This window comes from Thalassospira lucentensis (genome assembly GCF_011806425.1).
Taxonomy (GTDB): Bacteria; Pseudomonadota; Alphaproteobacteria; order Rhodospirillales; family Thalassospiraceae; genus Thalassospira; species Thalassospira lucentensis_B.
The window spans coordinates 382,629-404,399 of record NZ_JAATOV010000003.1 but is presented as its reverse complement, the minus strand read 5'-3'; the positions used below and the strand labels follow the sequence as shown (position 1 = coordinate 404,399).

Here is a 21,771-nt window from a genome sequence, read left to right as displayed (position 1 = left end):
GGTCGCCCTGTTTCGCATTTTCTGGACTTCCTTGAAGGTGACGTAGGCGATGAAGCGCGTACAATTTGAACATAGCGCGGTGCCCTATCTTTTTGTTGCACCCCAAATTCTGATTATTTCCATATTCTTCCTGTGGCCCGCTGCCCAGGCTGTTTATCAGTCATTTTTGCTTGAAGATGCGTTTGGCATGTCGTCGCAATTTGTCTGGTTTAGAAATTTTGAAGACGTCTTATCGAGCAGTTCCTGGATGCGATCGGCAATTTTCACGGTCGTGTTTTCCGTTTCGGTTTCGGTTTTGTCGATCGCAATTTCCCTGTTCCTGGCCGTTCGCGCAGACGAAGTCGTACGCGGTGCCAAGACCTATAAAACGCTGTTGATGTGGGGATATGCGATTGCACCGCCCGTCGCAGGCCTGCTTGGCAATATGCTGTTTAACCCCCTGATGGGGGATCTTTATATGGCGCTTAACAGCTTTGGATTTGAATTCAACCATATTGAAAATCCAAATGACGCTGCGTTTATCGTCATTCTGATCGCGGTTTGGAAACAGGTCAGCGTGAACTTCATCTTCTTCCTGTCCGGGCTTCAAGGCATTCCAAAATCTATCCAAGAAGCCGCCACACTTGATTGCAAAAGCGCCGAACGCCGGTTTTGGACAATTACCTTCCCGTTGCTGGCGCCAACGACTTTCTTCTTGCTCGTGATCAACCTGACTTATGCGTTCTTTGAAACGTTTGGCATCATCGATGTTTCGACCAAGGGGGCACCGGGCGGTTCAACCGCAACCCTGGTTTATAAAGTTTATGTCGATGGTTTCCTTGGTGCGGATTTGGGCGGCAGTTCAGCGCAGTCGGTCTTACTGATGATCATGGTCAGCGTTTTGACCGTGTTCCAGTTCCGTTTCATCGAACGCAAAGTTCATTACTAGGGGGCCGTCATGTATCAGTCGAAATGGCGTATTTTGACCAACCACGCAATCCTGATCCTCGGTGCTCTGTTTATGATCATGCCCGTTTGGATCGCGTTTGCATCTTCTACCCATACCCGTGAATTTCTGTTTCAAAATGGCTTGCAGCTTTGGCCGGGCGGGCACTTCTTTGAAAATTATGGTGCCATCTTATTCGACGCATCGGCGACCAAGGGGCGGGTGACGGCCCTTGAAATGCTATTTAATAGCATGGTGCTGGGCCTTGGCTTTGCCATTGGCAAGGTCATTATTTCGATGATGGCGGCATATGCGATTGTCTATTTCCGCTTCAAGCTTGCCGTGCCGTTGTTCTGGGTGGTTTTTTCAACACTTCTTTTGCCACTCGAAGTACGCATCGTACCGTCATACGAAGTGGTGGCAGGCCTTGGCTTGCTGAACAGCTATACCGGTTTGATTTTGCCATTGATCGCATCTGCGACTGGCACCTTCTTCTTCCGACAGTTTTACCGATCTGTACCCGATGAACTTTTAGAAGCTGCACGCTTGGACGGGGCAGGGCCGCTTCGGTTCTTTATCGATATTTTGGTGCCACTGTCAGTCACCATGATTTCGGCGATCTTTATCATCATGTTTGTCGTTGGTTGGAACCAGTACCTTTGGCCGCTTTTGATGACGACGGATGATCAGCTTTACACCATCGTGATCGGCATCAAGCAGGTCTACAACTCGCTTTATGAAGGCGGCCAGATCCCGCAATTCCCCAAAGCATTCGCCCTGACAATTATGGCAACCATTCCGCCGGTTTTGGTGGTGGTCGTCTTCCAGCGCATGTTCGTCAAAGGCCTGGTCGAGACGGAAAAATAACCCCCGTTTCCTTTGGCTGATTTCAAATTAAGCGCTGAATTAAAACAACTGATCCGTATACAGGATACTAAGATGGCAACTGTTACCCTTAATCAGGTCGAAAAGACCTACCTCAACGGCTACAAGGCGATCCATGGCATCGACCTTAAAATCCAGGACGGCGAATTCACGGTTCTGGTCGGTCCGTCGGGATGTGGCAAATCCACATTGCTGCGCATGATTGCGGGCCTTGAAAGCATATCAGACGGCGAAATCGCAATTGATGACAGGGTCGTCAATAAAGTGGCCCCAGCCGATCGTGATATCGCGATGGTTTTCCAGAACTATGCGCTTTATCCGCATATGAGTAACTACAACAACATGGCCTATGGCCTGCGAAATCGTGGGCATAGCAAGGCGGAAATTGACGCCAAGGTACGTGAAGCCGCACGTATTTTGCAGCTTGATGATCATCTTGAGCGAAAGCCACGTCAGCTTTCGGGGGGGCAACGCCAACGTGTTGCCATGGGCCGTGCAATTGTTCGCCAACCAAAGGTCTTTTTGTTCGACGAACCGCTGTCCAACCTTGATGCCAAGCTGCGTGTTGATATGCGGCTTGAGATTAAAAACCTTCAGCAACGCCTTGGTATTTCATCAGTTTATGTTACACATGATCAGGTCGAAGCAATGACCCTTGCTGACCGGTTGATCGTCATGAACGGTGGGGTGGCCGAGCAGATCGGAACCCCGATTGATATTTACGAGAAGCCTGAAACCCTGTTTGTTGCAGGCTTTATCGGATCACCTGCGATGAATTTCCTGCCGGGGAAAGTATCAGATGATCGCACCCATGTTGTTGTCGGCGATAAGGTCAAGCTTGATCTTGACCATGTGGTTGAGGCCGGGCGATCAGTCACGGTTGGCATCCGTCCAGAGCATTTCCGACTGTGTGAGGACGGACATGGGCCGGTTAGCGCATCTGTCCGCATGGTGGAATCGCTTGGCGCAGAAACGCTTGTTTATCTTGATTTTGGCATCGGAAATGAAAACGTGACCTTGCGTATTCAAGGAACCCATCAATTCGCTAAGGGAACCGTTCTGACCCTGTCGATCACGCCAGATAAAATTCATCTGTTTGATGATGAAACCGGCAAACGTATCTAGCGATCAAAAATAGCGTATGAACCACCCTCGGCGAGGATCCTTCGTCAGGGGTGGTTTTGTTTTGGCCGATTGGTGAATTTAACCTTGTCTCAAACCCGGCGAACAGGTAGTTCGTATGCGCTTAGAACGAGGAGAACATCATGCAGGCAGATCAAAAAAAGGCGCTTTATGACGAAGCGACAAAAGAACTGGTTAGCATCACCGAAGGTGAAACCAACATCACCGCGTTGATGGCAACGGTGTCTTGCATTCTGTCCGAAAAGTTTGATTATTACTTTTGGACAGGATTTTATGTTGTTGATCCTAAAAAAGAAAACGAACTTGTCGTTGGGCCGTATCAAGGCACACTTGGGTGTTTGCGCATCCCGATTGGGCGCGGCGTCTGTGGCACGGCCGCAGCAACGCGCGAAACCCAATTGGTTGAAGATGTACATGCATTTCCCGGCCATATCGCCTGCGACAGTCGGTCAAATTCGGAAATTGTCGTGCCTGTCACTGATGCGGATGACCAGTTGATTGCAGTGCTGGACGTCGATAGTGTCGCGCACGGATCGTTCGATGAAATAGACCGCGTTGAACTTGAAACTTTAATGCAGCGCATTTTTGCGCAATGATAACTCACAAGTCCTGTTCATACAGGGCCACGGACAAACACAAACTTTGGAAGATAACCCATGGCTGGCAGTGTCAATAAAGTCATTCTCGTCGGAAACCTCGGCCGCGATCCTGAAATCCGGTTCACCCAGGCTGGCAAGAAAATCGCCAATTTCAGCATTGCGACCTCCGAACAGTGGCGGGACCGTCAGTCGGGTGAGCGCCGCGAGCGCACTGAATGGCACCGTATCGTTGTTTTCAACGAAGGTCTTGCTGACGTCGTAGAGCGCTTTGTCAAAAAAGGCAGCAAGCTTTACATCGAAGGCGTGCTTCGTACCCGCAAATGGCAGGGCCAGGACGGCAAAGACAACTACACCACAGAGATCGTCCTTGAAGGCTTTAACTCTAACCTGACCATGCTTGATAACCGCGGCGGTGACGGCGGCGGCATGGGCGGCGGCGGTTCATCGTCTGGTGGTGGCTATGGCGGCGGCCAAGACAGTGGCGGCGGATTTGGCGGCGGTTCTGATGCCGGATGGGGCAATGGTGGCTCATCATCTGGTGGCGGATCTGCACCGGCTGGCGCACCGGACCTTGATGACGAAATTCCGTTCTAAGCTTTGCGCGAACGTTAATCTCAAGACGCCTCAAAACGCAAAACGTGTTTTGGGGCGTTTTCTTTATGCATAATGCATAACTGATGTCTTTTGGCGTTATGCGGCGCGATGACAGGCTCTGCTGAATCGGCCTATCACAACATAAACAAGTTATAAATCCTTGCCCGCTAGGATTGCGGTTACAGATTGTAGACAAGGTAGCCTATTTTGGTCGCACCGATATTTGGAACCCCACGGATGGGGCAAAGCTATAGTGTTCAAGATTGTGCATATGCGGTCATCAAAGGAGATGACGGCAGGTTTGCCGTGGCCAGAACCCCCAAGGGCGTTGTCCTGATCGGCGGCGGGGTTGAGCCGGGCGAAAGCGAACAAGATGCCCTGTATCGTGAAGCTTATGAAGAATCCGGCTATCGCGTTGCCATCGTTTCGCGGCTTGGCTTTGCGTCGCAATACATCAACAACCCGGGCAAGGGCCGCTATCGCCTGAAACGCGCGACGTTCTTTGAATGCAAGATGGTTGAGCGTCTTGGACCGCCACTTGAAGATGATCACGAACTGATTTGGCTGCCCTATGAAGATGCGCACGGTCAGCTTATCCGCCTATTTCATCAATGGGCGTTAGAGCAGGTTGGAAAAGCCTGATTTCGTTCGACTTGTCAGTTCATCGCATTAGCCGCAGCATTTTTTGAACTTCTTACCCGATCCGCACGGGCAGGGGTCGTTACGCCCAACCCGACTGGTGGGCGTTGGTGATGTAATGCTGTCAGCCTCGGGAAAGACGCCATCAACATACACCCATTTCCCAGCACGGCGTTCAAAGTTTGATCGCTCATGTAATTGGTGTTCATGCCCGTTTTCAGAAAAGCGCGCGATGAATTCTACCTGTCCCGTTTGATCCAAAATACCGCCCGCTTTGCGATCGATGATTTCAAGCCCGATCCAGTTGGTCTTGTCGTCTGCGATGGTGTCGACATCGAACCCTGCCTGCTTTTCTGCAGCCAAGGTATCTTTCAGATATGCACCGTTGCGCGTGACGAACGCACAATAACGTGATCGCATCAGTTGCTCGGCTGTTTTGGGATGATCCGCACCCGATAAAAACCGGCCACAACACGCATCAAAGTTGCTGGTACTCCCGCATGGGCAAAGCTTGTGTTCTGAATTGTCAGGCATCGGGTAGCGTCCGGTTTTTAAGCGTTTGATCGGTGTGGATATGGGCGAGGGCGCAAACGTAGCGCACGGAATGAACGATTGCCAGTTTGTAAGGAACATTTCGCGGGGCTGGATCGTTTAAACCTCAACACGTAATCGACGATCAACTCTGTTTCGCCAATCAGGTTAATTTGCCTTTGTTTCGCCTTATATCGTTTATACCGTGATTTATCGGCGCTTTTAATTTCCGACGGTTTCAGTCGGGTATAGGGCTCTAAGCGTTGATATGGAGTGATTAATATAACTGAACTGCCGGTCAGAAGTTCTTGACGAATTTAGTCAGGTTTAGATATATTAATTATGCGGGTGGGGGCCCAAAGGCACCGCCGGATAAAAGTCCGGCCAATTGGCGGACAATGTAATTGTCGATTTGCTTCAAGTAAGGATGAGACACCATGAAGACACACACCTCTTACCTCAGCTGTCCTCTCCCATAGGGATTTCCGTGGGATCAAGATGCGACCGGATGTTGAAGCTTGTTTTGCTCCTAACCGGTCGTCGAAGTGAATAAATTCACAAACGACAGTGTTCGCGCGTCATCTAAAGTCTGACTTTGTCCGTATGTAGTATCATACATTGACGCGTAAACCTCTCAGGAGGACAGAAAATGAGCGCCATTAAATTACCTGCTGTTTCCAGCGAAGACGGTTTCTCGGGCTATCTCCGTGAAGTCTGGAAATTCCCGATGCTGACAGCAGACGAAGAATACATGCTCGCGCACCGTTATCAGGATCATGATGATACTGCAGCTGCGCACAAATTGGTGACCAGTCACTTGCGCCTTGTGGCCAAAATTGCATTCGGTTATCGCGGTTATGGCCTTCCGATGGCCGATCTTGTTGCCGAAGGTAACACTGGCCTGATGCGTGCGGTGCAGAAGTTTGATCCGGAACGTGGTTTCCGCCTGTCGACTTACGCGATGTGGTGGATCCGTGCCGCCGTGACTGAATATGTCCTGCAAAGCTGGTCGATGGTTAAGCTTGGTACGATGGCAGCACAGAAGAAGCTGTTCTTTAGCCTGCGCAAAGCAAAGCGTCAGCTTAACATCTATGACAATGGTGAATTGTCGCCAGAACAGGCATCGCAGGTTGCGGAACGCCTTGGCGTAACGGATCGTGAAGCACTTGATATGAACCGCCGTCTTGCGGCGCGTGATTTCTCGCTGAACACACCGATGCCAAAAGACGAGGGCATGGAGTATCTTGATACCCTGTCTTCGGATGCTCCAAGCCCGGAAGCATTGGTTGGGAACGAAGAAGAACGTGTGCTGAACAATGGTATGCTGAAGAACGCGATGGGGGAACTCCCGGAACGTGAACAGGAAATCATCAAGGCCCGTTTCCTCAGCGATGATCCAATCACGCTTGAAAAGCTGGGTGAACGCTTTGGCGTCAGCCGTGAACGTGTCCGCCAGCTTGAGGCGCGCGCATTCAAGAAAATTCAGGAAAGTGTTCTGACACAGCACGCTTCGGCGTAATCAGATCATTGATCCTAAAACTAGGGCGGCATCCATCGTGGTGCCGCCTTTTTGTATGAGGACTGCATAAGCCCTTGGCTTAACTGGATTTTTTCCTGCGGGACGGCTGAGCTACCGTCAGTACTTTAATCGGCAGACTGATTGTCGCGGACACGCCGCGCCTTATCGATCATTTCAATCGTTTTGTGCCAAAGCTTATAGGGGGCAAACTGATTGGTATCGACCCATTTGACATCTGCGGCGTCATCGCCGGCCCGCATATCACCGCCAACGGCATCGGCGGTAAAGTCGACTAAGGTGTAGTGGTATTCGATGGCACCGTCTTTGGTTGGCGAAATAAGATCGACTGTATCGACCAGCACTGGTTGGGAAATCTCTATACCGGTTTCTTCGAGTACTTCACGGCGGACAGCTTGCTCCAGCGTTTCACCAAGTTCTTGCGCACCACCCGGAAGGCTCCATGTGCCGATATCGGGTTCTTTACCGCGCTGGACCAGCAAAACCTGGTCGCCGTACCATATCACTGCGCCAACCCCAATGATCGGGCGCGGTAAGAACGTGCGAATGTCTGTGTCGATATCTGCGTCAGGCATCGTTTTAGTCGTCTTCATCTTCAAGGTCATCATCGGGGTCGGGGACCTCGTTAACGACTTTACCGGTCATTTCACGGGCGCGAATGCCTGGCGTTCCCAAAAACTGGTCTTCGGATTCAGGATGCAATGACATGACAAAGTCGACAGCCGGGGCATCGCCAACGGCGAATTGACGTGCTGTTTCATAATCAGGTGCGCGGACTTTCGATGTTTTAATCCCGACCGAGCCACCATCGTCATATATGTATTCGACAATCCAGACCTTCAAAACAACTCCATTCGGCTGCTATTTGATGATTTGCAGTTTGTTTGGTTGCACCGCAATCTTGAATACTGGTATCACTTGAAAATAGGGAATTTCCCCAATCAAGTATCGCAGCATATCCCCATATTCTTAACGATAAATGGCGAATGCCAAAAGCGATTCTTATCGTTTAGCTTCCTAAAGCGGCTTTCAGCAAAGGTGACCAATGAACGCCAAGCGCGACAATCAAGATGATGCGGACAAGCATAGCTCCGGCGCGACATTACCAAGCCCCGGCTTTTTTGCACGCGTACGCGCCTATTTTCTAACCGGTGTTCTGGTCAGTACACCGCTTGCGATCACCTTTGGGCTGGCTTGGTGGTTTATCGAGTTTGTCGACAGCAAGGTGATGCCGCTGATACCGGAATATTATAACCCCGAGGCATATCTGCCAGATGGTTATCAGGATTACGGTATTCCAGGGTTTGGTGTTTTGGTGATGCTGGTCTTCATCACCATTGTGGGCTGGTTCACAACCAACGTTGCTGGCCGGGCGCTGATTAAGCTTTATGAACGTATTTTGGGACGTATTCCGGCCGTTCGAAGTGTTTATGGCGCGATTAAACAGATTCTTGAAACGGTTCTGGCAAATCAGTCCAACGCGTTTCGTCAGGCGGTCCTGATCGAATATCCGCGTCGCGGCATGTGGGCGATTGGGTTTATTACCGGCGAAACCAAGGGGGAAGTCCAGCACCTTACCGAAGATACCGTGATCAATATCTTCTTGCCGACAACGCCAAATCCGACATCGGGGTTCTTGTTGTTTATTCCGCGTCAGGACGTCGTCATTCTTGATATGACCGTCGAAGAAGCGATCAAGATGGTTATGTCGGGCGGGATCGTGACCCCACCAGATCGTCGGCCACCTGAACAGCAGCAGCAATCGCAAGTGTCTTCAAAAACCTATGAAGATGTCGATGTGCTGCGGGAAAAAGAAAATGTACCCGTTTTGGTATCCCGCCATGTGCAAGACGGCCAAAAGCCCGAAGATACCGAAACGACCGGGCAGGGCGAAGGTGACAAACATCGCGAAGACGCCTGACAAACCCGCGGATGTTAAGATCTGAAGAATGAAAAGGGCGCATGCCAATGGCTGCGCCCTTTGTTGTATCCGGCCTATAGAGGCCGTCCCGCGAAGCAATCGTTGATTATCCCGATCGGAAATACCGAACGGCTTCATCGCGTTCAAACAGATACAAAAGCAGCCGCAATGCTTCGCCGCGGGTTTTTTGTAGATCCGGATCGCGATCAACAATCAGGCGGGCGTCATCGCGGGCAATGGCCAACAAATCACCATGCAATTCAAGATTGGCCAGACGATATTCCTGAAGGCCACTTTGGCGCGTGCCAAGAACCTCACCGGCACCACGCAGTTTCAAGTCTTCTTCTGCGATGACAAAGCCATCCTCGGTTTCGCGCATGATTTTAAGGCGCGCCTTGGATACCTGTCCCAACGGGCTGCCATACAGCAGCAAACAGGTTGATGCCGCGTCACCACGCCCAATACGCCCACGAAGCTGATGAAGCTGGGCCAGGCCAAATCGTTCGGAGTGCTCAATCACCATGATGGTTGCATCGGGAACGTTAACGCCGACTTCAATCACCGTCGTCGCCACAAGGATGGACGTATCGCCATGAGCAAAGCGTTCCATGACGTCGTCTTTTTCCTTGGCCTTCATTTTGCCATGCACAAGCCCAACCCGGGCTTCGCCGAACAAATCGGCCAAAATACGATATCGTTCTTCGGCCGCCTGAAGATCAAGCACTTCGGAATCTTCGACCAGCGGACAAACCCAATATATTTTGGTGCCCGCACGCATGGCGCGTCCAATCCCCGAAATAACGTCATCGACCTTATCAATCGGCAAAACACGCGTATCGACGGGTTTTCGTCCCGGCGGCTTTTCATCAAGCCGGGATACTTCCATATCGCCAAACGCGGTCAAGGTAAGGGTGCGTGGGATTGGGGTTGCGGTCATGACCAAAACATCAACCGCCTGACCTTTGCCCGCCAGCATCAAACGTTGATGCACGCCAAACCGATGTTGCTCGTCGACAACGGCAAAGGCCAGGTCAGAGAAAATAACATCATCTTGAAACAGTGCGTGGGTACCGACCGCAATCTGCACGTCGCCATTGGCAAAACCTTCAAGGGTTGCTTTGCGTGCTTTGCCCTTGTCACGTCCTGTCAGGATGGCGCATTTGATCCCGATCTTTTCAAGCAGCGGGCTGATGGTTTCAAAATGCTGGCGGGCCAGGATTTCGGTCGGCGCCATCAGGGCGGCCTGACGGCCACATTCAACCGCGTTCAGCATCGCCATTAGGGCAACCACCGTTTTGCCCGATCCAACGTCGCCCTGCAAAAGGCGCAGCATGCGGCCTTCGCTTGCCATATCGTCATAGATATCGCCAAGTGCGCGTTGCTGGGCACCCGTCATGGCAAACGGTAATTCGTTCGCGAGCTTGCTGCGTAAATCACCAGAACCCTTTGTCACACGTCCGCCGAGCTTACGCATTTTTGCCCGGATCAGCGCAAGGGCCAACTGATTGGCCAATAACTCGTCATAGGCCAGGCGTTTGCGCGCCGGATGATCTGGTGATAGATCCGCCACATCTTCGGGATTGTGAATGGTGCGAAGCGCACTTGCCAAGTCGGGCCATTTATGACGCGCGACCAAGGCCGGATCATGCCATTCAGGAAGCTCTGGTACGAGCTCAAGCGCGGCCCGCATTGCCTTGGTCAGGGTTTTGCCCGTGACCCCAGCTGACATCGGATAAACCGGCTCGACCGTTTGGATTTCGGCACGCTCGGCCTCGGTGCCGATTTTGTCGGGATGGGTGATTTGGTATTCATTGCGATAATGATCAACCTTACCCGACACAATGCGCTTTTCCCCGACGGGAAGGACATCATTAAGGTACTTTGCCCGCGCATTGAAAAATGACAGGACCAGTGTGCCACTGAGTGTTTTGCAAATCACACGATAAGGACGGCGGCGGTTTGGGGATGGTTCGTGGCGTTCGACCCAAACATCCATTGTCACCACCGACCCATCGATTGTTTCATCCAGGGACGGGGAAAAACGGCGATCGATGATGCCCGATGGCAGGTGCCACAATAAATCAGCAATATGTTCGCCACCGATCAAGCGCGTCACAAGTGGCTTTAACCGCGGCCCGATACCGGGAAGGGTTTCAATTTCGGCAAAGAGCGGGAATAAAATTTCCGGGCGCATGTCGGTTTTCGTTGCAACTTTAAAAAAGAACGTTAATAGAACAAACGAGTTTACAGCACGGGTATACAACAAAATTATCGCGCAACAACCATCAAGTCACCCTTTGATGCAAAAAGCCTGATCGCGGCATGGACCAAAACCGTATTTTACCGTACAAAACATGCCACAGAATATCATATAGCGCCGAAGCCAAAGGCCGCTGTACAGAATGAAGTCAGGAGATCGAAAATGACAGAAACCATTTCGGAACTTGAAGTGCGGCGCAAGAAGCTGCAGTTCCGTGGTGCTCATCGCGGTACGAAGGAAAACGATATCCTGATTGGTCGTTTTATGGACAAGCACCTTGCGACATTGACCTCTGAACAGCTTGATACGTTCGAGGCACTGATTGTTGAGGTCCCGGATGCAGATTTCTTCAAGTGGGCCACCCGCAAGGAACCAACACCGGCACAGTATGATACCGATGTGCTGCGCATGATCCAGGACCTAAGCAACGCCTAGCAAGACATTGAAAAAAATCAAAGAAACCTTATCGTCCAAAGGTCGTAAACGTATCGGCGGGACGCCCGAGGGCGCCGAAGCCCTGATTTTGCGTGAGCTGCTTGATGCCAAAGCGTCAAACAGCACCATCTTGCATGTTGTGCGTGACGACAAACGCATGGCGCAGCTGGCCGAAGCATTGCGCTTCTTTGCTGGCGAGGTCGAAGTGCTGACACTGCCAGCTTGGGATTGTTTGCCCTATGATCGGGTGTCGCCGATTTCTGAGGTCACTGCACGCCGTGTTGAGACGCTGACCCTGTTGGCAGAAGGGACGTCCCCAAAAGCTGGCCATGGGCGCATTGTCCTGACCACAGCGGCTGCAATCTTGCAGCGCGTGCCGCGCGTTGATGTGATGCGCGCAGGGAAATTGTCGTTCACAGCCGGGGCAGAATATGACCGTGGGGAACTGACGGCCTATTTCGAACGGACGGGCTATAACCGGTCTGAACAGGTTATGGAACCGGGCGATTACGCCGTGCGCGGCGATATCGTTGATATCTTCGCACCGGGGATGAACGAACCCGTACGATTGGATTTCTTTGGTGATGAAATCGAAAGCATTCGGCGATTTGATGTCGAAAGCCAGCGGACTATTGGCAAGGTCAAAGAAATCGCCCTATTGCCAGTCGGCGAAGTGTTTCTCGACCCCGAAAGCATTTCACGGTTCCGCAGCAGTTACCGCGAATTGTTTGGCGCAGTTTCGCAAACAGATCCGCTTTATGAATCGATCAGTAACGGGCTGAAATATGGTGGTATGGAACATTGGTTGCCGCTGTTCCATGACGGGCTTGATACCATCTTTGCCTATTTGCCCGACACCGTCGTAACCCTTGATTATCAGTACGGCGAAGTTATCGAGAACCGGCTTGAGATGATCGATGATTATTACCAGGCACGCCTGAACATCAAGGGCGGCGGGCTTTCGGGTGATAACGTTTATAAACCGGTTCCACCCGAACGGCTTTATCTGGATCAGGCCGAATTTGACCGCATGCTAACAGATCGGGTTGTTCTGGAATTTTCACCCTATTACGAGGCCGAAGACCCAGAACGCGGTATTTATGACATTGGTGCGCGAGCAGGGCGTGATTTCGGTGACGCCCGTGCAAGAGCCGACACCAATCTTTATGAAGCCGTGCGCGATTTCATTACCGAACAACGCGGCAAAGAAAACCAGATTGCAATTGCCGCGTATTCCGACGGTTCGCGCGATCGCATGGTGTCGCTTTTGCGTGAACATGGCGTCAGCAAAGTCGTTACGGCGGAATGCTGGGAAGATATCACAGATGACCTGACCTATGAGCAGGTTGCGGTTGTAATCCTTGATATGGAACGCGGTTTTCGCCGCGAAGGATTTTGGTTCATCACCGAACAGGATATCCTTGGCGAACGCATGAGCCGCCCGGGCGGACGCCGTCGCCGGGCCGATAACTTCCTGCGCGAAGCATCCGAAATTGCCGACGGCGATCTTGTCGTTCACCTTGAACACGGAATTGGCCGTTATCTTGGTCTGAAGACCGTGACGGCTGGTGATGCACCGCATGATTGCCTTGAACTGGAATATGACGGCGGCGACAAGTTGTTTGTGCCGGTAGAAAATATCGAAGTCCTGTCTCGTTATGGCTCGGACGAGGGGCTTTCGATCCTTGATAAGCTTGGCGGTGTTGCTTGGCAGGCCCGTAAAGCCAAACTGCGCGAACGTATTCGCGATATGGCTGGCAAGCTGATCAAGGTCGCGGCGGAACGTCATCTGCGCAAAGGAACGCCGCTAACCGCGCCTGAAGGCAGCTATGACGAGTTCTGTGCCGGGTTCCCGTTTGCCGAAACCGAAGATCAGGCACGCGCCATTGTCGATACCCTTGATGATCTGGCCGCCGGAAAACCGATGGATCGTCTTGTGTGCGGTGATGTTGGGTTCGGTAAAACCGAAGTTGCCATGCGCGCGGCCTTTGCCGCCGTTATGTCGGGCAAACAGGTTGCCGTTGTCGCCCCGACAACGCTTTTATGTCGTCAGCATTACCTGAACTTCAAAGAACGGTTTGAAGGCCTGCCAGTTCGGGTAGAGCAGCTTTCGCGGTTGGTCACCGGCAAGAATGCCAAACTGGTCAAAGATAACCTTGAAAGCGGGCATGTTGATATTGTCTGCGGCACCCATGCATTGCTTGGCAATGGTATCCACTTCAAAGACCTCGGCCTGTTGATCATCGATGAAGAACAGCATTTTGGGGTGAAGCATAAAGAACGCCTAAAAGAGCTTAAATCAGATGTTCACGTCCTGACGCTGACAGCAACCCCGATCCCGCGAACGCTGCAATTAGCCCTGACCGGGGTTAAGGAACTGTCGATCATTGCGACACCGCCGGTCGACCGTCTTGCCGTGCGCACATATATCACGCCGTATGATCCGGTGGTTGTCCGCGAAGCCATCATTCGTGAACGCCATCGCGGCGGACAGGTGTTTTATGTTTGCCCACGCGTGAGCGAACTATCGCGCGTTGCCAAGGAACTTGAGGCCCTGGTGCCCGAAATCAAGTTTGACGTCGCCCATGGCCAAATGGGCGCACGCGATCTTGAACAGGTGATGACTGACTTTACCGATCGTAAGTTTGATCTGTTGCTGGCGACCAATATCATTGAGTCAGGCATTGATGTGCCCAACGCTAACACCATGATCATTCACCGTGCGGATATGTTCGGCCTTGCACAGCTTTATCAGCTGCGCGGGCGTATTGGTCGTTCAAAACAGCGGGCATATGCCTATCTGACGCTGCCAAACGGCAAGAAACTGACCGCAACCGCCCTTAAGCGCCTTGAGGTCATGCAAACCCTTGATAGCTTGGGTGCTGGGTTTAACCTTGCCAGCCACGATCTTGATATTCGTGGGGCAGGGAACCTGTTGGGCGAAGAGCAGTCCGGGCATATCAAGGAAGTTGGTATCGAGCTTTATCAACAAATGATCGAAGAAGCCGTGGCCGAGGCCAAGGGCGAGATCGATGCATCTGATGAAGCAAGCTTTGTCCCGCAAATCAATATCGGTATGCCGGTCCTGATCCCGGATCGTTATGTGCCCGATCTTGGTGTGCGTTTGGGGCTTTATCGTCGGATTTCAGAACTGCGATCCCGTGAAGAAGTGAATCAATTTGCCGCTGAAATGATTGACAGGTTTGGCAAACTGCCCAAAGAGGTCGAGAACCTTTTGGATGTTGTCACCATCAAACAGTGGTGCCGCGTTGCCAATGTCGAAAAGCTTGATGCTGGACCGAAGGGGGCTTTGATTACGCTGCGTAATCACGAATTCCCCAATCCGGGCGGGCTGGTTGGCTTTATTCAGCAACAGGTCGGTACCGCCCGATTGCGGCCGGATCATAAGATCGTCTATTCAGCGGGCTGGGATGGCCCCACCGACCGTCTGGAAGGCCTTAAACGGTTAATGAAGCGGCTGTCGGATATCGCAGAAAAAGCATAAAGAAAAGGCGGGTAACATTTTGTTATCCCGCCTTTTTCTTTTTGTGATGCCGCTGTATTAAGACGGCGCTTCTTCTTGGCGGGCAAGGCGGACCATGCGTTGAAGGATATCGGGTTCCTGTGCACCTGACAGGGCATGACGGCCATTAAAGACAAAACACGGAACACCAGTCACACCCATTTGATGGGCAACTCGGTTTTCCTGGCCGACAAAATCGCGATCCATATCGCCAGCAAGATAATCCAATATTTCACTGCGATCTTCGCCATGTGTTACAGCGATTTCAGCCAAAATATCATGATCGCCGATATTTTGTCCTTCAAGGAAATAGGCGACAAACAGATCTTCGACCAACGCATTGCCAACCGCGGGTCGTTCTGAGCAGACCTTAAAGATCAAGCGGTGTGAGTCTGTGGAATCTGGTGTGGTTTTGATGGCATCAAACTGAAAATCAATCCCAACTGCCGCGCCGGCCGCTTCGATGGCCTTATAAACGCGTGCAGCACTTTCTGCCCCGCCAAACTTTGCTGACAAGTAAAGTTTGCGGTCAATGCCCCCATTGGGCATGTCGGGATTAAGCAAAAAGGGCCGCCAGCTTATGATCAGATTATCAAGCTGTTCGCGCGACAGTGCCTTTTCAAGGCGCTTTTTGCCGATGTAGCACCAAGGACAAATCGTATCGATGATGGCCTCGACGCGGATCGGCATCAATGATGTTTCGTTTTGACCAGCGTGCCAATTCATTGCTTTATCCGTTCAAAAAAGATGTCCCGGTCGCAAGCGGCGCAATCCCAAGATGATCGGCAACAGTTTGACCGATATCGGCAAAGGTTTCGCGCATGCCAAACGGGCCGGGTGCGATGGCCGGGCCAAATGCCAAGACAGGCACAAATTCGCGCGTATGATCATTTCCGCGCCACGTCGGATCACATCCATGATCTGCGGTCACAATCACCAGGTCACCGGGTTTAAGCGCACCGCGCAATTCCGGAATGCGCGCATCGAATTCTTCAAGCGCATTGGCATAACCCGCAACATCGCGGCGATGACCAAATTCCATGTCAAAATCGACAAGATTGGTAAAAACGATGCTGTTATCAGGCGCCTCGGCGATTTCAGCCATCATGGCGTCAAACAGCGCCATATTGCCCGATGCCTTGACCTTTTTCGTGATGCCGCGATGGGCATAGATATCGGCAATTTTCCCAACCGAAATGACCGTGCCGCCCGCATCGGTAAACGCATCAAGCAAGGTTGGCTTATGTGGAGGAATGGCCAAATCACGCCGGTTGGAAGTCCGTTTGAAATCGGCCGGGCTTTCGCCCACAAACGGACGGGCAATCACACGACCGATATTATAAGGTTCGACCAGCTTAAACGCGATTTCGCAGATTTCATATAATCGGTCCAAACCAAAATGTTCTTCGTGGGCGGCGATTTGGAACACGCTATCGGCTGAGGTATAGCAAATCGGCATGCCGGTTTTGATGTGTTCTTCGCCAAGTTCGGCAATGATCGTTGTGCCAGACGCGTGGCAATTGCCCAAAATGCCCGGAAGTTTGGCCTGCTTGATAAACGCATCGGTCAATTCGGCCGGGAAGGTCGGTACGGTTTGCGGGAAATATCCCCAATCAAAATCGACAGGCACACCGGCAATTTCCCAATGGCCGCTTGGGGTATCTTTACCGCGCGACAGTTCTTTGGCATGGCCAAAGGCACCTACCATCGCACCACCATGATCCAGGCCCGGTGGCACGCGCCCAGTGGCATCTTTAGCAGCTTCACCAAGTCCAAGTGCAACCATGTTCGGAATACGAAGCGGCCCACGGCGTTTATCGCTATCGGCAAGACCCTTCGCGCAGTTTTCGGCGATATGGCCAAGCGTATCCGCGCCCTGATCGCCAAACTTGGCTGCGTCAGGCGCACTGCCGATGCCAAAACTATCTGCAACAATGATGATGGCACGTGCCATTAATGTAATCCTTTAACCATGAACTGCCGCGGTCGACTTTGTCTTGAACCAATTGGCAGATAGTCATTTTTGTCAGTAACTGCCAGTCGGAGCGGCGGTGCCATCTTTGCTCAAGCCGCACGTCGCCAAAAGAGCGGTCAAAACACCACTCGCACCAAAGCGGAAGGTTTGCGGTGTCGCCCAGCCATCGCCCATGATTTCATCGGCAATCGCCAGATAAAGGGCCGCGTCATCCGTGGTTTTAACACCACCAGATGCCTTAAACCCGGCAGCAACGCCATCTTCATCGCGTGCATCGCGAATGGCCGTAAGCATCGCGACAGCCGATTGCGGCGTCGCGCCGACCGGCACCTTGCCGGTTGAAGTTTTAACAAAGTTCGCCCCATGTTTGATCGCAAGGCGCGCTGCGTCATAAACCTTGGTTAGGTCGTCATATTCGCCCGTTTCAAGAATAACCTTCATGGTGATCTTAGGGCCGCAGGCTGTACGGGTCGCATCAAGGACGTCTTTGGCAACCGTCGTATCGCCCGCCAGAAAAGCCTTATAGGGCAGAACCAGATCAACTTCGTCGGCACCCTTGGCAATGCAGTCGGCTGTTTCATCGGCAACGCGCTGGGCATTGGTGCCGCCATCAGGGAAGTTTACCACCGTCGCGGTTTTGACCTCGGCTTCGCGCAATGCCCGACAAGACAGTTCAACAAATGGCGCGTAAACACATACCGCCGCTGTGTTGCCAGCTGGCGTTTGCGCACGTTTGCAAAGGGCTTCGATGATTTCTGGCGTGTCGTCATCGTTTAAGCTGGTCAAATCCAGAACAGAAATGGCGCGACGCGCTGTTTCGGCGTTTGCAACGGCCTTTTTTTCGGCACGTTCAATAACGTCGGCAACTGTTTTCGGGTTGAACATCGGGTCATCCTTGCAAAGCGTAGAACGCAATTTAATCTATTAGAAGTCCACGCATCTTTGCGGGACAAAATAGGGTGCTCATTTCGGTGCGAACATAAAGATCAGGACGGACCGAATGACTGCGATCAAGGTATCGAACCTTGGTCTGGCAATCAATCAATCCGTCCCAAAACACAGTTTCAATCAAGACAGGTTAAACCCATCTTTTCGTGTTTATTTAGACAGCAAAAGCTGGCCTTCGCGGCCCGGCAGTGCTTCTGGTCCTGCGACCGAGCACAAATAGCCACCCGGAACGATCAACCGAATGCCAATCCGGGAATACAAAACCCCGTCAGTACGGCTTGAGAACGGCGTTTTCTGTCCGGTTTCGCAATCAAGAACATAACCAAGTTCCTGACCTGCTTTGACGATTTCGCCCGCAGCAACACCAAACACCACCATGCCGCCCTGTGGCGCCATCACGCGATCAACGCCCGAAAGCGGGGTTGCATCGCATTTGGCTTCTGGAAGGGGCCCTGGATCGCCTTTAATCAAGCCGCGACGTTGAAGGAACTTAAACAGGTTGTCCGCATCGGTGATTGCGTATTCATCATACACATCACGATCCCCACGAAGTTCGATCGTTGTGGCAAGGGTTGCCATCGGGATTGGGAACTTGTCGCCGTAAACCCGGCGCAGTTCGACCCACGGGCGGCTAAATGCCTCGTCAAACGGATTGTCGCCACTGATTTCGGCAATCAGGCTGCATTCTGAGCCAATCTGTGCCGATAAATCTTGGGCATCTGGCCAGTTATGGTCACTGATATAAAGATGCATCGGCGCTTCCCAATCGCAATGCAGGTCCATGACATAGTCCGCATCAATTGCGAGTTCGGCCAGGGTAAAGCGCAAATCAGAAAGATCGGACAAAGGCGCGTTGTCTTTGCGATGTTCGCTGATCAGTCGGCGCAGTTCAGCGCGAATGATCTTGACGTTTTCGTCCGCATTCTGGGTCAGTCTCGACGCCACGGCCTCAACCACGGCGGGCCCCAAATCAGGATAGTGGCGGTTAAAATTCTGACCACTGCGCATTTCAAAGCGGCCAATTGGTTTCATATCGACATATTGCGTAAACCCGATCGGGTTCGCGAACGGCACCACAACGATTTCACCAGTGATGTCACCTTTCTCGTCGGCTTCTTTAAGCTGCTTTTCAAGGTGATGCAGGGTGATCACACCCGGAAGCTCATCCGCGTGCAGGGCCGCCTGAAAGTAGGCTTTTGGTCCGCTACCCGGTTTGCCATAGCGGCGAACGGTCAGCGCACGTGATGTACCCATTTGAGGGCGGAGAAGTTCAATGCGGTCTTCTTGCATTCTTTTGATCCTAGGTCGGTGGGGCTTAATCATAAAGAACCCGGCGAAATGCCCCGAACTGCGTCACAACGTCTGAAGTGACATGGTCATGCGGGGCATCCTGTGCCGGGTTCCCGTTTTCTTGGCCGCCGGCTAAAGCGGCAAACGGTTAGGGGCCTGCTGGGCTTGTCACAACGATTTTGTTCGCATCTTTGCGGCGTTCACTGCGGCGCAGATATCGTTCGATCCCCTTGAAACCAAAGGTTAGGAAATAAACAATGATCAGATAGATCACGCCGGCAGAAATAAATGCCTCATAGGGCAGGGCCGTTCGCGCGACAATTTTGCGCGCCGCACCTGTCAGTTCCATCATCGTAACGGTCGATGCCAGTGACGTTGCCTTCAGGGTGAAAATCACGTCATTGGTGTAAGCAGGCCAGATCATCTGCCACATGCGTGGGAAGATGATGCGGCGATAAGTGGTGAACGGTGTCATGCCACATGCACGTGCTGCTTCGACTTCGCCGCTTGGCACATTCTGAATGCCGCCGCGCATGATTTCAGCAATATAGGCCGCTGTGTTTAAGATGAAGGTCAGCAGACAGTACCAATAGGGATCACGCAAATAGGTCCATGTCCAGTGGTCCTGAATACCGTCGATATTGGCAACAAGCTGACCTACGCCGTAATACATCATGAACAGCTGGGCAATCAGTGGTGTCCCGCGGAAGAAATAGATAAAGGCAAACGGAAATGCCTGGACCCATACCTTTTTCGAAGACCGCGCAACGGCAAGCGGGATCGCCAACAAGGTTCCAAAGAACACGGCAATCACAAGCAGTTGGAGGGTTAAAAGAAACCCGTTCCAAAGCCAGCTGTCATATTTTCCAAGGACGTATAGAAGATCTTCAAACATCTATCAGCCCCTCGCTATACCGCGGGCAGCCCGCTTTTCAAGATGGTTAAAGACCAAAAGCGAAACCGTTGTAAATGCAAGGAACATCAACATCGCCACAAGATAGAATGTGAAAGGTGCCTTTTCCGTTCCAGCACCAATTGCGGCTTTACGCATGATTTCTTCAACACCGACCACTGAAATAAGCGCGGTATCTTTAATCAAAACCTGAAACAGGTTGTTCAAACCGGGTAGGGCGAAACGCCACAATTGCGGAAGCTTAATGCGGACGAATATTTGCCTTGGCGTCATGCCGCATGCGGTCGCAGCTTCAATCTGACCCAGCGGGATGGATTGCATCGCAGCACGGAAAACTTCGGATGCGAATGCGCCTTGAACCAACGCCAGTGCCGCAACACCAGACCAAAAGGCTGGAATATCAACGCGGGTTTCTTCGCCTGAAATCAATTCGGCAATGTTTTGAACAGCAATCGTGCCGCCAAAATAGATCAATAAAATAACAAGAAGCTCGGGGATGCCACGGATAAGGACCGTATAACTTTCCCCGATGATGCGAAGCGTGCGGTACTTCGACAATTTTGCCGAGGCGCCAAGCAGGCCGATCAAAATCATAAATGGCAATACGGTAAGGCAAAGCTGAACTGTGACCAGTCCCCCTTCAAGCATTTGCCATCCGCGGCCGTATAAATCGAACATTTTAGCTCCAGCTTTCCTTGATGCTGATCGTGAAAACGGTCCCTGCTTCGTCAACTGCAATCAGCAATAAGGGTAGGGCGGCGATAAACGCCGCCCTGACTTTTTAACCGATCAATTCGGGTGAAGATTGATGGTCGGGAAGTATTTTTTGTTCAGTTCTTCGTAAGAACCGTTTGCAATCATTTCCGCCAGAGCCTTGTTGAAGATTTCCTTCAGGTCCTGGTCTTCTTTACGGATGCCAATACCAGCGCCTTCGCCAAACCATTCGGTCGGTGCGAACTGGTTCGAGACCATGCCGTAACCTTTGCCGTCTTCGGACTCTACCCACGCCTGAAGCGTACCGGAATCCGCAAGCGTCGCATCAACACGACCCGAAGTCAGGTCGAGCAGGGCGTTGTCCTGCGTGTCATACATACGAATTTCGACATTCGGATAGTTGTCTTCGAGGAAGTTGGCGTGCGTGGTTGAACGCTGAACACCAATTACCATCCCATCAAGTGCGTCTTCGATGACTTCGCCGTCTTTGTAGGCGGTGATGGACATGCCGTCTTTACCAACGAAAACAGCAGGCGTGTTGCTGTAATAGTCAGAGAAGTCGATGGAACGTTTGCGTTCTTCGGTGATCGACATCTGAGCAATGATCGCATCGTATTTTTTCGCCAGCAGGCCCGGGATCATCCCATCCCAATCCTGAGCAACGATCTCGCATTCGATTTTTGCGGTTTTGCAAAGCTCTTCAGCGAACTCAATGTCAAATCCGGTCAACTTGCCGTTTTCGTCCATCATGTTGAACGGAGGGTAAGCGCCCTCACTCGCAATAACGACTTTTTCCCATGCAGCATTTGCCGCAGAAGCACTCAGTGCCACACCCAGTGCGGCAGCGGTTGCAACCTTGATCCAGTTTTTCATTCATACTCTCCCTTGTTGATTGGAATAGCGTGCCATTCGCATCGCTATTCTTGTGACAGAAACATA

Annotated in this window: 21 protein-coding genes; 10 read left to right on the top strand and 11 right to left on the bottom strand. The window is 51.9% G+C overall.

Features of this window, described 5'->3' with window-relative positions:
- Window positions 1–49: 49 nt before the first annotated feature.
- The 6 genes from HCZ99_RS11885 (at window position 50) to HCZ99_RS11860 (ending at window position 4,788) form a co-directional block, all read left to right on the top strand.
- Window positions 50–928 carry an ABC transporter permease subunit gene (locus tag HCZ99_RS11885; protein WP_167447184.1) on the top strand — a complete coding sequence of 293 codons (879 nt, stop codon included), beginning with the start codon at window positions 50–52 and terminating at the stop codon, window positions 926–928.
- A gap of 9 nt (window positions 929–937) precedes the next feature.
- Complete coding sequence (gene ugpE / locus HCZ99_RS11880) at window positions 938–1,792, top strand: sn-glycerol-3-phosphate ABC transporter permease UgpE (RefSeq protein ID WP_167447183.1); 855 nt, start codon at window positions 938–940, stop codon at window positions 1,790–1,792.
- A 72-nt stretch (window positions 1,793–1,864) separates the two neighbouring features.
- Complete coding sequence (locus HCZ99_RS11875; RefSeq protein WP_167447182.1) at window positions 1,865–2,935, top strand: sn-glycerol-3-phosphate import ATP-binding protein UgpC; 1,071 nt, start codon at window positions 1,865–1,867, stop codon at window positions 2,933–2,935.
- Window positions 2,936–3,075: 140 nt separating this feature from the next.
- On the top strand, window positions 3,076–3,549 hold the full coding sequence (locus tag HCZ99_RS11870) for a GAF domain-containing protein (RefSeq protein ID WP_167447181.1): 474 nt from the start codon (window positions 3,076–3,078) through the stop codon (window positions 3,547–3,549).
- A gap of 60 nt (window positions 3,550–3,609) precedes the next feature.
- Window positions 3,610–4,146, top strand: a complete 537-nt coding sequence (gene ssb / locus HCZ99_RS11865; RefSeq protein ID WP_167447180.1) for a single-stranded DNA-binding protein — start codon at window positions 3,610–3,612, stop codon at window positions 4,144–4,146.
- Window positions 4,147–4,383: 237 nt separating this feature from the next.
- The gene (locus HCZ99_RS11860) at window positions 4,384–4,788 is read left to right on the top strand and encodes an NUDIX domain-containing protein (protein WP_254869582.1); all 405 of its coding nucleotides are present in this window, start codon (window positions 4,384–4,386) and stop codon (window positions 4,786–4,788) included.
- 27 nt (window positions 4,789–4,815) lie between these two features.
- Here the strand turns inward: HCZ99_RS11860 and HCZ99_RS11855 are convergent, their stop codons facing one another.
- Window positions 4,816–5,319, bottom strand: coding sequence for a YchJ family protein (locus HCZ99_RS11855; protein WP_167447178.1), 504 nt, complete (start codon window positions 5,317–5,319; stop codon window positions 4,816–4,818).
- Window positions 5,320–5,965: 646 nt separating this feature from the next.
- On the opposite strand from HCZ99_RS11855, the gene rpoH reads away from it, so the two are divergent.
- Window positions 5,966–6,835, top strand: a complete 870-nt coding sequence (gene rpoH / locus HCZ99_RS11850; protein WP_167447177.1) for an RNA polymerase sigma factor RpoH — start codon at window positions 5,966–5,968, stop codon at window positions 6,833–6,835.
- Between the two features lie 125 nt (window positions 6,836–6,960).
- Here the strand turns inward: rpoH and HCZ99_RS11845 are convergent, their stop codons facing one another.
- Together HCZ99_RS11845 and HCZ99_RS11840 are read right to left on the bottom strand one after the other, a co-directional pair.
- Window positions 6,961–7,428, bottom strand: coding sequence for an NUDIX hydrolase (locus tag HCZ99_RS11845; protein ID WP_167447176.1), 468 nt, complete (start codon window positions 7,426–7,428; stop codon window positions 6,961–6,963).
- Window positions 7,429–7,432: 4 nt separating this feature from the next.
- Window positions 7,433–7,696: a hypothetical protein gene (locus HCZ99_RS11840; RefSeq protein ID WP_167447175.1), complete on the bottom strand. Its 264-nt coding sequence runs from the start codon at window positions 7,694–7,696 to the stop codon at window positions 7,433–7,435.
- 202 nt (window positions 7,697–7,898) lie between these two features.
- Here HCZ99_RS11840 and HCZ99_RS11835 point away from each other — a divergent pair, with 202 nt between their 5' ends.
- Window positions 7,899–8,774 (top strand): DUF502 domain-containing protein, encoded by an 876-nt coding sequence (locus HCZ99_RS11835; protein ID WP_167447174.1) that lies wholly within the window; start codon window positions 7,899–7,901, stop codon window positions 8,772–8,774.
- 106 nt (window positions 8,775–8,880) lie between these two features.
- On the opposite strand, the gene recG is transcribed toward HCZ99_RS11835, so the two are convergent.
- On the bottom strand, window positions 8,881–10,968 hold the full coding sequence (gene recG, locus HCZ99_RS11830; RefSeq protein ID WP_167447173.1) for an ATP-dependent DNA helicase RecG: 2,088 nt from the start codon (window positions 10,966–10,968) through the stop codon (window positions 8,881–8,883).
- Between the two features lie 228 nt (window positions 10,969–11,196).
- On the opposite strand from recG, the gene HCZ99_RS11825 reads away from it, so the two are divergent.
- Together HCZ99_RS11825 and mfd are read left to right on the top strand one after the other, a co-directional pair.
- Window positions 11,197–11,469 (top strand): succinate dehydrogenase assembly factor 2, encoded by a 273-nt coding sequence (locus HCZ99_RS11825; protein ID WP_167447172.1) that lies wholly within the window; start codon window positions 11,197–11,199, stop codon window positions 11,467–11,469.
- Window positions 11,470–11,476: 7 nt separating this feature from the next.
- Window positions 11,477–14,974, top strand: a complete 3,498-nt coding sequence (gene mfd, locus HCZ99_RS11820) for a transcription-repair coupling factor (protein WP_167447171.1) — start codon at window positions 11,477–11,479, stop codon at window positions 14,972–14,974.
- A 57-nt stretch (window positions 14,975–15,031) separates the two neighbouring features.
- Here mfd and HCZ99_RS11815 read toward each other — a convergent pair whose 3' ends face one another.
- From HCZ99_RS11815 to HCZ99_RS11785, 7 genes are all read right to left on the bottom strand, one after another.
- Window positions 15,032–15,718 carry a DsbA family oxidoreductase gene (locus HCZ99_RS11815; protein ID WP_167447170.1) on the bottom strand — a complete coding sequence of 229 codons (687 nt, stop codon included), beginning with the start codon at window positions 15,716–15,718 and terminating at the stop codon, window positions 15,032–15,034.
- Between the two features lie 4 nt (window positions 15,719–15,722).
- Complete coding sequence (locus HCZ99_RS11810; protein WP_167447169.1) at window positions 15,723–16,946, bottom strand: phosphopentomutase; 1,224 nt, start codon at window positions 16,944–16,946, stop codon at window positions 15,723–15,725.
- A 72-nt stretch (window positions 16,947–17,018) separates the two neighbouring features.
- Entirely contained in the window at window positions 17,019–17,852 is an 834-nt protein-coding gene (gene deoC / locus HCZ99_RS11805) for a deoxyribose-phosphate aldolase (protein WP_167447168.1), read from the bottom strand.
- A 213-nt stretch (window positions 17,853–18,065) separates the two neighbouring features.
- On the bottom strand, window positions 18,066–19,205 hold the full coding sequence (locus HCZ99_RS11800) for a succinylglutamate desuccinylase/aspartoacylase family protein (protein WP_167447167.1): 1,140 nt from the start codon (window positions 19,203–19,205) through the stop codon (window positions 18,066–18,068).
- Between the two features lie 148 nt (window positions 19,206–19,353).
- Entirely contained in the window at window positions 19,354–20,100 is a 747-nt protein-coding gene (locus tag HCZ99_RS11795; protein WP_167447166.1) for an ABC transporter permease, read from the bottom strand.
- Window positions 20,101–20,103: 3 nt separating this feature from the next.
- Window positions 20,104–20,796 carry an ABC transporter permease gene (locus HCZ99_RS11790; RefSeq protein WP_167447165.1) on the bottom strand — a complete coding sequence of 231 codons (693 nt, stop codon included), beginning with the start codon at window positions 20,794–20,796 and terminating at the stop codon, window positions 20,104–20,106.
- A gap of 111 nt (window positions 20,797–20,907) precedes the next feature.
- Window positions 20,908–21,705: a transporter substrate-binding domain-containing protein gene (locus tag HCZ99_RS11785; RefSeq protein WP_167447164.1), complete on the bottom strand. Its 798-nt coding sequence runs from the start codon at window positions 21,703–21,705 to the stop codon at window positions 20,908–20,910.
- Between the last annotated feature and the right edge of the window lie 66 nt (window positions 21,706–21,771).